The sequence below is a fragment of the Paenibacillus rhizophilus genome (genome assembly GCF_003854965.1).
Lineage (GTDB): Bacteria > Bacillota > Bacilli > Paenibacillales > Paenibacillaceae > Paenibacillus_AQ > Paenibacillus_AQ rhizophilus.
The window spans coordinates 179,144-191,863 of sequence record NZ_RQPI01000003.1 but is presented as its reverse complement, the minus strand read 5'-3'; the positions used below and the strand labels follow the sequence as shown (position 1 = coordinate 191,863).

Below are 12,720 nucleotides of genomic sequence, written 5' to 3'. Positions count from 1 at the left end.
TATGTTTTAGGCGACTTTACGCTTCCGCATTGATGATGCTGAGCGAATCGCCGCGTTCCTCACGGATTCTTTTTTTGGTGCGGCGGACCATGTACAAAGAGAAGACCAGCATGGCCGCGGCGGCTATAATGAAAGCGACCGAGAGACCTCTTTGAACAAAGATGCCGAGGCTTCCGCCGGAAATCGCCATCGACTGCAAAAACGACTGCTCCATCAAGGGACCGAGAATAAAACAGAGAATGAGGGGCATGATCGGCCAGTCATGCTTTTGCAGGTAATAACCGGCGACGCCGAAGACAACGGCCACCTGGACATCGAACAGATTGTTGCGCACCGTATAGGCTCCGATCATACTGAGCAGAAGAATCACCGGCGCAAGAATCGAGAACGGGACCCGGGTCAGCTTGGCCCAAATGCCCACCAGCGGCAGGTTCAGCACCAGCAGCATCACGTTGCCGATGAACATGCTCGCGATGACGGTCCACACAAAGCTTCCTTTCTGCTCGAACAGCATCGGACCCGGCGTCAGCCCGTAGATCATCAGTCCGGCGAGCAGCACGGCCAGCGGCGGCGAGGAAGGGATGCCGAGCGCGAACAGCGGAATAAATCCGGCCGAGCTTGTCGCGTTGTTCGCGGCTTCCGGAGCGGCCACGCCCTCGATGGCTCCTTTCCCGAACAGATGGCGGCGGCGCGAGATTCTTTTGGCGAAATCATAAGACAGAAAAGAAGTTACGGCGGCCGAGCAGCCCGGGAGCAGCCCCATGAAGAAACCGATCAGCCCGCCCGCGGCGATGGAAGGAGCGCTTTGCTTCAGATCCTGCCGGCCCGGATAGACGCTGCCGATATTTCCGGCGGAAATCGCGGTCTTCTTCTCCGACAAACCTCTCATAACTTCAGCGATCGAGAAGAGCCCGATCAGAATGCTCACCATATCAAGCCCCCCTTCCAGCGGGCCCCAGCCCAGGGTGAACCGGTACAAGCCGGAGTTCGCGCCAAGCCCGATGAGTGACAAGGCAATGCCGGCCAGGCCCATAACGGCCGATTTGACGAATCGTCCGCCGGTCATTCCCATCATGATGACCAGCGTCAGGAGAAGGACGGAGAACATTTCCGGCGGACCGAAACGCAGCGCCTGATTGGCCAGCACGGGAGCGAACAGGACAAGACCGAGCACACCCAGCACGCCTGCGATAAAGGATGCGATGGCGGCGATGCCGAGCGCCGGTCCTCCCCTGCCCTGCTGTGCGAGCGGATAGCCGTCCAGACAGGTGGGGACGGATGAGGCCTCGCCCGGAATATTGAGCAGAATGGCGGTCGTCGATCCGCCGTACATCGCCCCGTAATAAATGCCCGCGAGCATGATAATCGCCTGCGTCGGTTCAAGAACCGCCGTTACGGGCAGCAGAATAGCGATCGACGAGGTCGGGCCAAGCCCCGGCAGCACGCCGACGAAGGTTCCCACAAGCACGCCGATGGCCGCCATCAGCAGATTCATCGGTGTGGCCGCATGTCCAAAGCCGTCCAGCAGCATGGATAAATTACTCATTTAATCGCCTCCTTGATGCAGCCACAGCGTTCCTGCCGAAAACGGAGTGTGCAGCCATTCGATAAAGATCAGATACAGCCCGGCCGTCAGCAGCAAAGCGTACACAGCGCAGCGCCACCATCTGCCGATTCCCAGCAGTCGAAACAGAAGCAGAGCGATGATGAAGGTCCCCACCAGGTAACCCGCCCAAGGAAGAATAAAAGTGTAGATCAGCAGCAGGAGCGGGATCAGGCCCTGCCTTGGCAGAAACTGAATCCGTCCGCTTTTCCGATCCGCCCATTGAGTATCCGGAGATGGAGATCTGTCAACAACGGACTCGTCAACAATGAATTTTTCAATGGATGATTCGGCAATGGATGTTTCGGCATCCGCCAACTCCGGAGTTGTTAATCCGGCAGCGGACAATTTGGCGGATGGCCCGGGAAACAATACCAACCAGACTCCCGCCAGGGCCAGTCCCGCTCCAATAAAGGCGGGGAAGGTATGGTCTCCGCCGAGCAGACTGACATGATAAGGGTACAGGCGGTAGGCTTCGCGAAGAGAGAGACAGCCAGCCAGAACGGCAAGCACTCCGGCAGAGCGGTCAGCCGCGCTTTTCATTCTCATTCCTCCTGACTATGACCGTTTAAACGCAAAAAACCCGCCAAGGCTTTATATAGCCGAAAGGCAGGTCTCCGTCTGTACGGTCGACACTCTAATATATGTTGTATATAACATACAAAACAAAAAAATTGAACTTCGACATTACCAGCAGCAATATGTATAGTCGATAGGTTTAGTAGGTTTTGTTTCTGCTATGCCACGTATCATATCACCGTCTTCTTTTTCCTGTCAATGTTATTTTCTCAACTATTTTTGTGGAAAATATCTTTTGACAAATACTTGATGATATGATTTAAATAAATGTTGTATACATGATTCAAGAAAGTACTTGACCCGATAAGGAATGATTTCATGCCTAAACTGATCCGAATCGACAATGCCAATTTGCTGGAGAAAACGTACAATATTCTGAAAGAACTGATTATCAAAAGAGAGTTCCCGCCCGAACACAAGCTCTCCATTCCCGAATTATCCGCTCAGCTTGGGGTAAGCCGGACGCCGATCCGCGACGCGCTGGGCCGGCTGGAAATGGACGGATTGATCAAGACGGTACCGAAGGTCGGCACTTTTGTCGTCGGGTTTTCCTCTGAGAACGTGCTCGACATTATGGATACGCGCCTGATGATTGAACTGTGGGTCGTGGAGAAGCTGGCATCGGGAATGGCGAAGGCTAGTCAGGATATCGTCGCCAACATGGAGAAGATTCATGAAACCTCGGTCTATATCGTAAACTCCTCAAAGCTGGAGAATTACCACGAAGGAGATTACAATCTTCATTTTCACATGGAGTTTCTGAAGCTGGGCGGCAACCGGAATATTCAGAATATCTATCAAAACACCATGAATTACCGCTACCTGGCGATGAAATCGTACCTGATTACGAAGGAAATGGTCCTTCATTCATTGCAGCAGCACGAGCGGATTATCGGTTCGCTTAAGGCGGGCTCCCATGACGATCTTAGACAAGTGGTGAGCGAGCATCTGGAGGATGCGAAAATCCGACTGTACAAAAATATCAATCTGAACGGCGGGCTGATCTAAAGCGAGATCACACCGACACCGTGCGACCTCCCGACCAAGTCATCAAAAAAAAATTCAGCGTGCAGAGTTCTGCTCATCATCTGCTGAACCAAAAGGGCTGCAAAAGAAGGGGCGATCCCTAAGTCATCTAGGATGACTTTTGGGAGAGCCCCTTTTTGCGGCCGGGGATGAGCAGCCCCGTTGGCCAACTGGCGGGTGGAGAGGGAAAAGCTCCCTCTAATTCATAAGAAATCAGGCTGTTCAACAGCTTACCTGGAAAAGCTCCATCTAATTCATGGGTTCCGCCCGTTCGGCCGATTAAACGCCCCAATTAGCTGGATGTTTTCCTTATAATTCGGATATCAGCCTGTTATCCTGCTAATTTAACGGAGGAATTCCGCTTAGTCGTTCCTTAAGGCAGCCCGTAAGGGCTGGCTCCTGACTGGGACGTCAAAAGAGGCGATCCCTAAGCCATCTGCGATGACTTTTTGGGATCGCCCCTCTTTCATATATTGTGCTGTGCAACGTAAACAATTGGTTAATAACCGCTCGTATGCCATCGGCAAAACCGCTTGCTCCCACGGCCTGAAGCCCGTGCTTCAGGCGGCTTTAGAAATCATCGTCGTCGGAACTCCTCATTTTCCGCCCCAGGCGGGCCCGGACGATCAGAACGAGCGCCGCTCCGGCAGCCAGCGTGCCGAGCGCTCTCGGCAGCATGCCGCTTCCGGCTGCCGCTACGAACGGAAGCCATAGCACGAGCGCCAATGCCAGATGCGCCCGGAACACGAAGGAGACGGTGCTGCGGCTGCGGCTGTTCTCCGGCAGCGGATAGACCGTCAGCCAGAATGAATCGCCGTGCAGCTTCGACAGGGCGGAGAGCTGGACGCCGACGATGAACAGGAAGAACAAATAAATCCCGGCGCCGACAAGGCTGCCGCGGTTCCACCACTCCAGCGCCAGCGCCAAAAGTCCGAGGCGCAGCACTATGCCCAAAATATCGCCGCGGGCAAAACTTTTGGTCAGCAGATAGCGGTAGGCGCTGTCCCGCCTCCAGGGAAGTTCAGCCCCCCAGCGGGAGAGCCAGCGGCGGGAATAGACACGCTGCTGGCGTCCTGGAACCTCGACGAACCAGCCGAGCAGCATTTGGGCCCGGCCGCTCTGCACCTTCTCCTGAGCGCTCAGCCGCTCCCAAGGAACGGCGTGCCGGGCGGGTACGGCAAGCGCCGCCAGATAAGCCGCCGCCAGCAGCATGGAGAAGCCCAGCCCTTTATGGAAAGGCTGCCACAGCCAGGCGGCGATGATCAGGCCGCCCACCGCCCAGCGCAGCAGCCGATACCCCGCAGACGCGGCCGGAGAGAGCATCTTCAGCTCCCGCCAGCAGCCGTAAGCGGAGAGAAGCTTTACGCCAAGGAGCAGCGCGGCGGTGATTAACAGTGACTTCGGCGATTCCTCCGTTCGTATGTACAAAGGCCATAAAATGAGGAGCGCCATAAGGAGCCGCAGGCCTTTCCAAACGGTCCCCCTGGTCCAGGCCGGTGCAAAGTACTCGTGCATCCGGTGCTCCTGAGGCAGCAGAAAGACGGCGTCCGCAGGCTGCAGATAGGTGCGGAAACTGCTGTGAACCGCGGCCGGCAGCAGCGCCGCCAGCATAATCCAGCGGATCGGCACACCGGCTGGAACATCCTTCAGCACCGAAGTGTACCAGGCCGAAAAAGCGATAAGGATGAACAGCAGCACGACCGCCACGCCGCTCTGGATAATATAGCCCGCATAGGGAAGGAGCTTGCCGGCCTCCCGGCTGCGCCTTTCCCCTTGCAGCTTTCTGAGATCCATGCTACTTCCCTCCCTGGACCAGCTCGTAGAACAGCTGCTCCAGCGGCAGGCCCGGCTTGCCTGCGGCAGCCCCTATATCCGCCAAGCTGCCCTCGGCGATGACCCTGCCCTGGTGCAGCACGATGAAACGGTCGCAATAGTTCTCGATCGTGGAGAGGATATGGGAACTGAGCAAAATGGATGAACCCGATTGCTTGATCTCCAGCATAAAGTCCAGTAGCGAGCGGATGCCGAGCGGGTCGAGGCCGAGAAAAGGCTCGTCGATTACATACAACGCAGGACTCGCGACAAAAGCGCACATAATCATCACCTTCTGCTTCATCCCTTTGGACAGATGGCCGGAGAGGCTGTCCATCTTATCTTCCATGCGGAAAAGCTCCGATAGGCGGCGGCTGCGAGCCTCGTAATCGGCGCGGTTCACGCCGTATGCCCTGGCCGTAAATTCCACATGCTCGCGAACCGTCATTTCTTCGTACAATAGCGGCGACTCGGGCACAAAAGAAAGCGCGCTGTGATATCCTGCCGAATCGTTGTCCCGCGTTCTTCCCTGAACGGCGATTCCGCCTTTATGCGGCGTCATCAGGCCGAGGATATGCTTCATGGTGGTGCTCTTGCCGGCTCCGTTCAGCCCGATCAGCCCGACCATCTCCCCCGGCTGAACCTGCAGGGAAATATCATGCAGCACCGGCTTGTTCAGGCTGTACCCGCCGGTCAGGCCCGTAATCTCCAGTACGGGAGCGGCACTCATTGCCCGTCACCTCCGGACCTTTTGTCCTTCAGCCATTTGGGCGCTCCCTTGTTCTTGCGGTTGCGCTCCCGGTCCGCGTTGCGGGCCTTGCCCGCAGGAGCGGACGCTTGGGCTCCGCGCGGCCCGGAGCCCGTCCTGCCCGCCGGAGCCGCCGGGCGCGCCTTGCCGCCGCGCGGCTCCTCGTGACGCCCGTTCTCGGCGTCACGGCCCGCCTGCCCGCGCCCGGCCGCGCCGCCCGATGCCGGCGCGGCGTGCGGGCGAATGCCGGCGGTCCGCACCGCCGGCTGGCCGCTGCGCGGCTTCTCGCGGCGCGGGCCTGCGCCGCCGCGCACTTCCTCCGGCGGCAGAATTTTGCCGCCGTACAGCGCGCGTTCGCTCAAGTCGATGCCGAGCTCCCGGGCGAACTTGCGCATAATGAACGTCTGCTGCGGCGTGACGATCGACAGCGACAGGCCGCTGCGGCCCATTCGTCCCGTCCGTCCCGCCCGGTGCACATAGTGCTCCGCATCGAACGCGGGATCGAAGCTGACGACAAGCGGCAAATCCTCGATGTCCAGCCCGCGCGCCGCCACGTCGCTCGCAACCAGCACGAGGAATTTACCCTCCCGGAAACGGCCCAGCACCGTGCTGCGCGTCACCTTGTCGGCGTCGCCGTACAGCGCCGCCGCCGTCAGTCCAAGGTGATTCAGCTTGGCTTCCACCTCCGCAATCGCCTCAGCCGTGTTGACGAAGACAATCGCCCGCTTCGGGTTGTAATAGCGAAGCACCCGCCGCAGCGCATCGACCTTGTCCCGCTCCTCCACGGCGATATACAGATGCTCCAGTCCGCGTGCCGTCCTAGCCTCGGGATCGATACCGACTTCGGCCGGATCGTTCATGACCTTGGAGGCCAGCGCCCGCGTCTCAGGTCCGATCGTCGCCGACAGCATCACAAGCTGGCGGCTGCGCAGGGCGCTTGCGATAATCTTCTCCAGTTCGCCCGCTCCGCCGAGCTGGAACATCTGGTCTGCCTCGTCGAGGACGATCGTGGCGACCTCGTGCATCTTCAGCTTGCGCAGTCCGATCAGCTCACGCACGCGTCCCGGGGTGCCCACGACCAGCTGCGGATGCTCGCGCAGCCTTTCGATCTGGCGTCCGACCGCCGCGCCGCCGATCAGCCCGAGCGTGCGGATGCCGCGTCCCTCGCTGTAACGCTCCGCTTCGCGCACAATCTGCATCGCGAGCTCCTGAGTCGGGGCAAGCACCAGCTTCTGGACCGCTCGGAGCTGCGGATCGATTCCTTGCAGAAGGGGCAGCAGGTAAGCCAGCGTTTTGCCCGTTCCGGTCTGGGAAGCTGCGAGCACATCCCGTCCTTCCAGCAGCAGCGGAATAGTCTCCGCCTGAACGGGAGAAGGAGAGGTGATGCCGAATTCCGTCAATCGGGCTTCAAGGTCTTCCTGGATGCCGATAGCCGCAAAAGAAGCTTTATTCATAGGGAAATTCATCCTTTTCACTGTATAGTATCCATTCATTATATGCCAAAAAGGCCTATCCACCAAATGGAAGGCCATCTGCTCTTCTCTATGCTATTTCCGGTTTAGCATCTTGTAAGTCAGCTTGTCCGCCAGCCGCGGGAACAGCCCGTACAAGCGAATGCCGGCAGCCGCCAGCCGTGGCAAATCCAGCTCTTCCTTATCTTTCTCCATCAGCTTCACTATCTTTTCGGCGACATATTGAGGACTCATCATGAAACCGCCCACATTCTTGACGTAGTCTCCGGAGGGATCGGCCAGATTGAAAAAGTCGGTCTCAATCGGTCCCGGATTGACCGCCGACACGGTAATGCCGCTGTGGCGCAGCTCCTGCCTCAGCGCGTTTGTGAAACCGAGGACGGCATGCTTCGAGGCAGTATAGGCCGCCGCCCGCGAGGTGCCGATCTTGCCGGCCATCGAGGCCACATTGACGATCTGTCCGCTTCCCCGCTCCAGCATATGCGGCACTGCCGCCTTGGTGCAGCGGACGACGCCCATGTAATTGACGTTCATCATTTCATTGAACTCTTCGACCGGCATTTCCGTGAAGTCCCCGAACCTGCCATAGCCCGCATTATTGAGCAAAATATCGATTCTGCCGTACGCCGCAATAATCTTGGCGAAAGTCTCTTCCACTTCGCCGGAACGGCTCACATCGCAGCGGTACAATCCGTATCCGCCCGTTATCCCTTCCGCAGCAGTCTTCAGCTTGTCCTCCGACCTGGCAAGCAGCACCGGAATGGCTCCGCGCTGTCCGAGCAGACGCGCCGTAAGCGCGCCGATGCCGCTGGAAGCGCCGGTGATGACTGCGATTTTACCCTTAAGCTCCATCGCCCGACCCTCAGCTCCTATCTTGCATGATGACAAACTCTCTCTTACAATTCTAAGAGATCATCACCTGAATATCCAGTTCGCCGATTCCGTCCATTACGAGCGGAATGCTCAGTGCTTTGCGGGGCATGAAGTCTACCAGACTTTCGGATTTCATGACTTGGGGTGGCGTGATATCCACCACAACGCCCTGATTGGATAGTATGGTGCTCGCGTTGCCGCTGATCATATTGCCCAGCTCCGAAATGGCGCTTTGCCCCATCTCGTCCATCTCCGCAATGGGATAGCCGCCCATCATGGCAGACACCATGCGCAGCGCCACATGTTCCGCAATGCCAAAAACGATATCGCCGCTAAGCTCCCCCGTCATTCCGACTTTTATCCATATATGGTTATCGAACAGCTCAATATCTTTTATTCCCAAATTTCCGGTCGACGGCGAGACTTGAATCACCTGTTCAATTACAACGCATGCAGATTCCAAAAACGGATTAATCACTTCTGCCTTCATAATAGTGCTGAGTCCCCCTTTGCCGGACTTAAGTCATATTCCAAAAGTCCCACGACGATCTTGGTATAGTATATCTCATATATCGGCACAATTCACCAAAAATTAATGCTTGACGCAAGGAAATAAATGAAGGGGTGAGCGGTGTCATTGCCCTGCCGGAGAGAATCTCCTATAATTTAATTAAATGCCAACATTCGGCGTAAACTATGTACATAACCGATAAGTCAACAAATGGTTGGCCAAGGGAGGTATTCCATGAACATCAGCCAACTGGAGACGCTTATCATGATCTCCAAAACGATGAGCTTCCGCAAGGCGGGAGAACTGCTCAATCTGACCCAGCCGGCAGTTTCCGCTCAGATCAAGAGCCTTGAGGAAGAGTTCAAAACCCAGCTGGTGGACCGGAACCAGCCCGTTACGCTGACGGACAAGGGACAGGTATTCCTTACGCATGCGGAGCAGATCGTAAATATCGTCGACGATTTGAAGCTGAGGCTTGCCGACCTGGATGAAACGCCGCAGGGCCATATCATACTCGGGACGACGACCTCCATCGCGATCCAGATTCTGCCGCGTATTCTATCGTATTTTCAAGACCAATTTCCTCATATCAAAACATCCATCCAATCCATGTCCTCTACGCAGATCTATCAGCATGTCGAGAACGGCCTCGTCGATGTCGGCATCGGTTACCTGATCGGAAACAGTCCCGGCATGAGCACTTCCACCCTCTACTACGATACTTTCGAACTGGTCGTGTCCCCGAGACATCCGCTGGCGTCGGCACCCGGAGGCGCCAGAGTCGAGGTGCTTGGCCAAACTCCGCTCATTCTGCTCTCGCCCGATACGGTCGGACGGATGTTCGCCGAAGAGGTGTTTGCCAAGCACGGCATTCAGACCCATGTCATCATGGAGCTGACAAGCAGTGAAGAAGTGAAGCGGATGGTGGAACTGGATCTGGGCGCAGGCATCATTTCCAAGCAGTCGGTGGCGGAGGAAGTCCGTGCGGGAACCCTCAAGATCATTCCGATCATGGAGCTGGAGGTAACCCATCCCGTCGGAGTTATCACCAAATCGGGAAAATATGTCAACTCAGCCATGCGGCAGTTCCTCAGCGACCTTAAAGGGATGCCGGAGACGCAGTTTATCGGTTCGGAATAGGACGTCATTAATTTACACAATTTGGCCTAAGGAGATGTTCTTTCAATGAAATTCGACCTGCATACCCATCATTTCCGCTGCGGCCACGCCGACGGAAACATTCGTAATTACGTTGAGGCCGGCATTAAGGCTGGGCTCGGAGTCATAGGCATTTCGGATCACACTCCCTATTTCGGAGATCCGAGCGATCGGGCTTTTCCGCATATTGCCATGGCCAAATCGGAATTCGCCGGTTATGTGGAAGAAGTGCTCGCCTTGAAAAAAGAGTATGAAGGCGTAATCGACGTCCTGCTTGGCATCGAATCCGACTATTTCCCGGAGCATGTGGAGACGTACCGGAAAATGCTGGACGCGTATCCTTTCGACTACGTGATCGGGTCGGTGCACAGCACGGGGGGCCTCAGCATTTTTAACAAAGGACGCTGGAAGGGCCTGGAGACCAAAGAGAAGATTGCGATCAAAACCGAGTATTACCGGCTTATCTCCGAGTCCGCCCGCAGCGGCATGTTCCAAATCCTCGGCCATATCGACGCCATGAAGGGCAACTATCCCGATTTCTCGAATATTCTTGCCCCGGGACCGCTCGACGATTGCCTGAAGGTCATTGCCGATAGCGGTGTGGCGATTGAGATCAACACCTCCGGAAAGACCAAGCTGAGCGGCGGCTGGTATCCTTCGGACGACATCCTGGAACGGGCGCTGCGCTTCGGCGTGGAGGTAACGTTCGGGTCTGATGCGCACAAGCCTTCAAGGGTAGGCGACGAGCATGAAGCAGTGGCGGCCCGGCTGAAGGAAATCGGCTTCACCTCCTGGGTTTACTACAAGCAGCAACAGAGAGTAGAGCTGCCATTATAAGGATGGATAATTCGCGGCAGCGTGAGCCGGAGGATGCAAGGATTGACATGGACCCTCCGAAAAAGACAACAGCGGCAGTTCGGGAGACTTTGACAGGTCCCGGCTGCCGCTGTTTTTTTATTTCACCCCTTTGTCTTATCCGCAAAATGTAGTCCTTTGGTCGTCATTGCCTGCCTAAGTTGATCCAACGCTTTTGGCCCCATTCCATGCAGTTTCAGAAGTTCCGCTTCGCCAGCCTCCGCAAGCTGCTCCAAAGTCAAATACCCCGCCCCCTGAAGCGCTCTTCTTGCCGGTTTGCTCAGTTTTTCGGGAAACCCGCTTTGCGGACCGGCAATATCGTGCTCCTCCATCAGATCCCTCCTTCCTTGTTCCCTGTACTTCCATTTTACCTATTACGCTAATGATGGATACCCCCAATCGGCGCTCTCTATGGCAGGGCTGTTTCCCGCCCAAGTTATGGACTAAGGACATGTTCGGCTGAAACGCATTGACATGACGGCAAAACCGAAATAAAATTGGTAACACCAATATTGGTATTACCAATTCGATTTTTAGAAGTCTACAGAATGGTATAAGAAGATTAGGAGGAAACATTACTCTATGCATACGGAATGGATTTGCCCCGGTCTTTATGGGGAGAGGAGGACCGTCCTGTGATTACTCCCAAGCTGCGCAATACGGCTTTGCTAGTGGCCGGTTGTTATTTCATGGAGAACCTTGACAGTACCATTGTTACAACGGCGGTGCCCGCAATGAGCCGGGCGCTTGATGTCTCTTCGGCCCAAATGGGACTGATTGTTACCGCGTACATGGTCACGTTGGCCGTGTTTATCCCGATCAGCGGCTGGCTTGCCGAGAAGTTCGGAACCCGGCCGGTATTTCTGTCGGCCATCGCCATCTTTACGATCGCTTCGCTTGCCTGCGCGCTGTCTCCAACCCTTGAAGTGCTTGTCGCCACGCGGGTGCTGCAAGGATTCGGGGGCGCGATGATGGTTCCGGTCGGCCGCGTGGTTGTCATCAAGCATACGGAGAAGCGGGATCTGCTGAAAATCATGTCTTATCTTGTCTGGCCCGGACTGATCTCACCCGCCATCGCGCCGCTTGCGGGCGGACTCATCATCACTTACGCCTCGTGGGAATATCTGTTTCTGATCAATCTTCCGCTCGGCATTGCCGGATTTATCGCCGCCTGGAAACTGATCGACGACGTCCCCGAATCGGCGCCGTCCAGACTGGACGTAACCGGAGTGGTGCTCACGGGAATCGGGGTAGGCGGTTTGACTTACGCGGCCCATGTGCTTGCGGACTCCGGGGCTGCCTGGAGTAAGGGTTTGCTGTTGGCAGCGGTCTTCCTTATCGTCGCCATTGTTGCCGTCAAGCATCTGCTGACCGCCTCCAACCCGATTGTGGAGCTGCGGATATTAACCATCCCGACCTTTCGCTCCTCCCAGCTCGGCAGTTCCCTGTACTGGATGATGGTCGGTTCCGCGCCTTTTATGCTGACGCTGCTGTTTCAGAACGTCTTCGGCTGGAGTCCGACGCTTGCGGGCGGCATTGTGCTGTTTATTTTTGTCGGAAACATCGGCATTAAGCCTGCGACAACCTTCCTGATCAACCGGTTCGGCTTTCGCCGCGTTCTGATCGTTTCTACAGCAATCGGCGCACTGACCATGATTCTGAACGGACTGATTACGCCGGCTGTTCCGATCGTGCTTATTGCCCTGCTCACGCTGATCAGCGGCATTGTCCGCTCCACGGCGCTAACGGCTTATACCACAATGGCGTACAGCGATATTTCGCCGGAGAATACGCGCCATGCCAATGCGCTGGCGTCGACGATGCAGAACCTTGCCGCGGCCTTTGGCATCGCCTCGGCAACGGTGGTGCTGCGCGCCGGGGAGCCAATCGCGAAGTGGGCTACCGGATCTTCCGGCAGCTCGGGAGCTTATACCGTCTCCTTCTTTATTTTGGGCATCATCGCTTCATTGGCGACGCTGGAAGCGGTACGGCTTGACCCAGCCGCAGGTAATGCTCTCCGGCGGAAGCAGACCGGCGAAAGTCTGAATAACCCTAATTAAAGTCTCCAAGCCGTCCGAACAAA

12 protein-coding genes are annotated in these 12,720 nt (G+C 56.4%); 4 read left to right on the top strand and 8 right to left on the bottom strand.

Features of this window, described 5'->3' with window-relative positions; all coding sequences use genetic code 11:
- Window positions 1-16: 16 nt before the first annotated feature.
- Complete coding sequence (locus EH198_RS08110; protein WP_246014146.1) at window positions 17-1,546, bottom strand: tripartite tricarboxylate transporter permease; 1,530 nt, start codon at window positions 1,544-1,546, stop codon at window positions 17-19.
- Window positions 1,547-2,146: a tripartite tricarboxylate transporter TctB family protein gene (locus tag EH198_RS08105; RefSeq protein ID WP_185702806.1), complete on the bottom strand. Its 600-nt coding sequence runs from the start codon at window positions 2,144-2,146 to the stop codon at window positions 1,547-1,549. It abuts the gene before it with no gap.
- Window positions 2,147-2,500: 354 nt separating this feature from the next.
- On the opposite strand from EH198_RS08105, the gene EH198_RS08100 reads away from it, so the two are divergent.
- A complete protein-coding gene (locus EH198_RS08100) occupies window positions 2,501-3,190 on the top strand; it encodes a GntR family transcriptional regulator (RefSeq protein ID WP_124695043.1) in 690 nt (229 codons plus the stop codon).
- 588 nt (window positions 3,191-3,778) lie between these two features.
- On the opposite strand, the gene EH198_RS08095 is transcribed toward EH198_RS08100, so the two are convergent.
- From EH198_RS08095 to EH198_RS08075, 5 genes are all read right to left on the bottom strand, one after another.
- Complete coding sequence (locus EH198_RS08095) at window positions 3,779-5,002, bottom strand: ABC transporter permease (protein WP_124695042.1); 1,224 nt, start codon at window positions 5,000-5,002, stop codon at window positions 3,779-3,781.
- 1 nt (window position 5,003) lies between these two features.
- Window positions 5,004-5,750, bottom strand: a complete 747-nt coding sequence (locus tag EH198_RS08090) for an ABC transporter ATP-binding protein (protein WP_124695041.1) — start codon at window positions 5,748-5,750, stop codon at window positions 5,004-5,006.
- Window positions 5,747-7,222 carry a DEAD/DEAH box helicase gene (locus tag EH198_RS08085; RefSeq protein WP_124695040.1) on the bottom strand — a complete coding sequence of 492 codons (1,476 nt, stop codon included), beginning with the start codon at window positions 7,220-7,222 and terminating at the stop codon, window positions 5,747-5,749. Before EH198_RS08085 ends, EH198_RS08090 begins: the two co-directional genes overlap by 4 nt.
- A gap of 93 nt (window positions 7,223-7,315) precedes the next feature.
- Window positions 7,316-8,092, bottom strand: a complete 777-nt coding sequence (locus tag EH198_RS08080; protein ID WP_124695039.1) for an SDR family NAD(P)-dependent oxidoreductase — start codon at window positions 8,090-8,092, stop codon at window positions 7,316-7,318.
- Window positions 8,093-8,144: 52 nt separating this feature from the next.
- Complete coding sequence (locus EH198_RS08075) at window positions 8,145-8,603, bottom strand: chemotaxis protein CheX (protein WP_124695038.1); 459 nt, start codon at window positions 8,601-8,603, stop codon at window positions 8,145-8,147.
- Between the two features lie 255 nt (window positions 8,604-8,858).
- Here EH198_RS08075 and EH198_RS08070 point away from each other — a divergent pair, with 255 nt between their 5' ends.
- Both EH198_RS08070 and EH198_RS08065 read left to right on the top strand, forming a co-directional pair.
- On the top strand, window positions 8,859-9,764 hold the full coding sequence (locus EH198_RS08070; RefSeq protein ID WP_124695037.1) for a LysR family transcriptional regulator: 906 nt from the start codon (window positions 8,859-8,861) through the stop codon (window positions 9,762-9,764).
- 45 nt (window positions 9,765-9,809) lie between these two features.
- The gene (locus tag EH198_RS08065; RefSeq protein ID WP_124695036.1) at window positions 9,810-10,619 is read left to right on the top strand and encodes a histidinol-phosphatase; all 810 of its coding nucleotides are present in this window, start codon (window positions 9,810-9,812) and stop codon (window positions 10,617-10,619) included.
- Between the two features lie 122 nt (window positions 10,620-10,741).
- On the opposite strand, the gene EH198_RS08060 is transcribed toward EH198_RS08065, so the two are convergent.
- The gene (locus tag EH198_RS08060) at window positions 10,742-10,969 is read right to left on the bottom strand and encodes a helix-hairpin-helix domain-containing protein (RefSeq protein ID WP_124695035.1); all 228 of its coding nucleotides are present in this window, start codon (window positions 10,967-10,969) and stop codon (window positions 10,742-10,744) included.
- Between the two features lie 303 nt (window positions 10,970-11,272).
- On the opposite strand from EH198_RS08060, the gene EH198_RS08055 reads away from it, so the two are divergent.
- A complete protein-coding gene (locus EH198_RS08055; protein WP_221621495.1) occupies window positions 11,273-12,697 on the top strand; it encodes an MFS transporter in 1,425 nt (474 codons plus the stop codon).
- The last annotated feature ends 23 nt before the right edge of the window (window positions 12,698-12,720 follow it).

Excerpts from the sequence above, each read along its gene's own strand:
- EH198_RS08075 (WP_124695038.1), bottom strand. The coding sequence starts at position 8,603 with ATGAAGGCAGAAGTGATTAATCCGTTTTTGGAATCTGCATGCGTTGTA.
- EH198_RS08105 (WP_185702806.1), bottom strand. The coding sequence starts at position 2,146 with ATGAAAAGCGCGGCTGACCGCTCTGCCGGAGTGCTTGCCGTTCTGGCT.
- EH198_RS08070 (WP_124695037.1), top strand. The coding sequence starts at position 8,859 with ATGAACATCAGCCAACTGGAGACGCTTATCATGATCTCCAAAACGATG.
- EH198_RS08100 (WP_124695043.1), top strand. The coding sequence starts at position 2,501 with ATGCCTAAACTGATCCGAATCGACAATGCCAATTTGCTGGAGAAAACG.
- EH198_RS08110 (WP_246014146.1), bottom strand. The coding sequence starts at position 1,546 with ATGAGTAATTTATCCATGCTGCTGGACGGCTTTGGACATGCGGCCACA.
- EH198_RS08085 (WP_124695040.1), bottom strand. The coding sequence starts at position 7,222 with ATGAATAAAGCTTCTTTTGCGGCTATCGGCATCCAGGAAGACCTTGAA.
- EH198_RS08060 (WP_124695035.1), bottom strand. The coding sequence starts at position 10,969 with ATGGAGGAGCACGATATTGCCGGTCCGCAAAGCGGGTTTCCCGAAAAA.
- EH198_RS08095 (WP_124695042.1), bottom strand. The coding sequence starts at position 5,002 with ATGGATCTCAGAAAGCTGCAAGGGGAAAGGCGCAGCCGGGAGGCCGGC.
- EH198_RS08065 (WP_124695036.1), top strand. The coding sequence starts at position 9,810 with ATGAAATTCGACCTGCATACCCATCATTTCCGCTGCGGCCACGCCGAC.
- EH198_RS08080 (WP_124695039.1), bottom strand. The coding sequence starts at position 8,092 with ATGGAGCTTAAGGGTAAAATCGCAGTCATCACCGGCGCTTCCAGCGGC.
- EH198_RS08090 (WP_124695041.1), bottom strand. The coding sequence starts at position 5,750 with ATGAGTGCCGCTCCCGTACTGGAGATTACGGGCCTGACCGGCGGGTAC.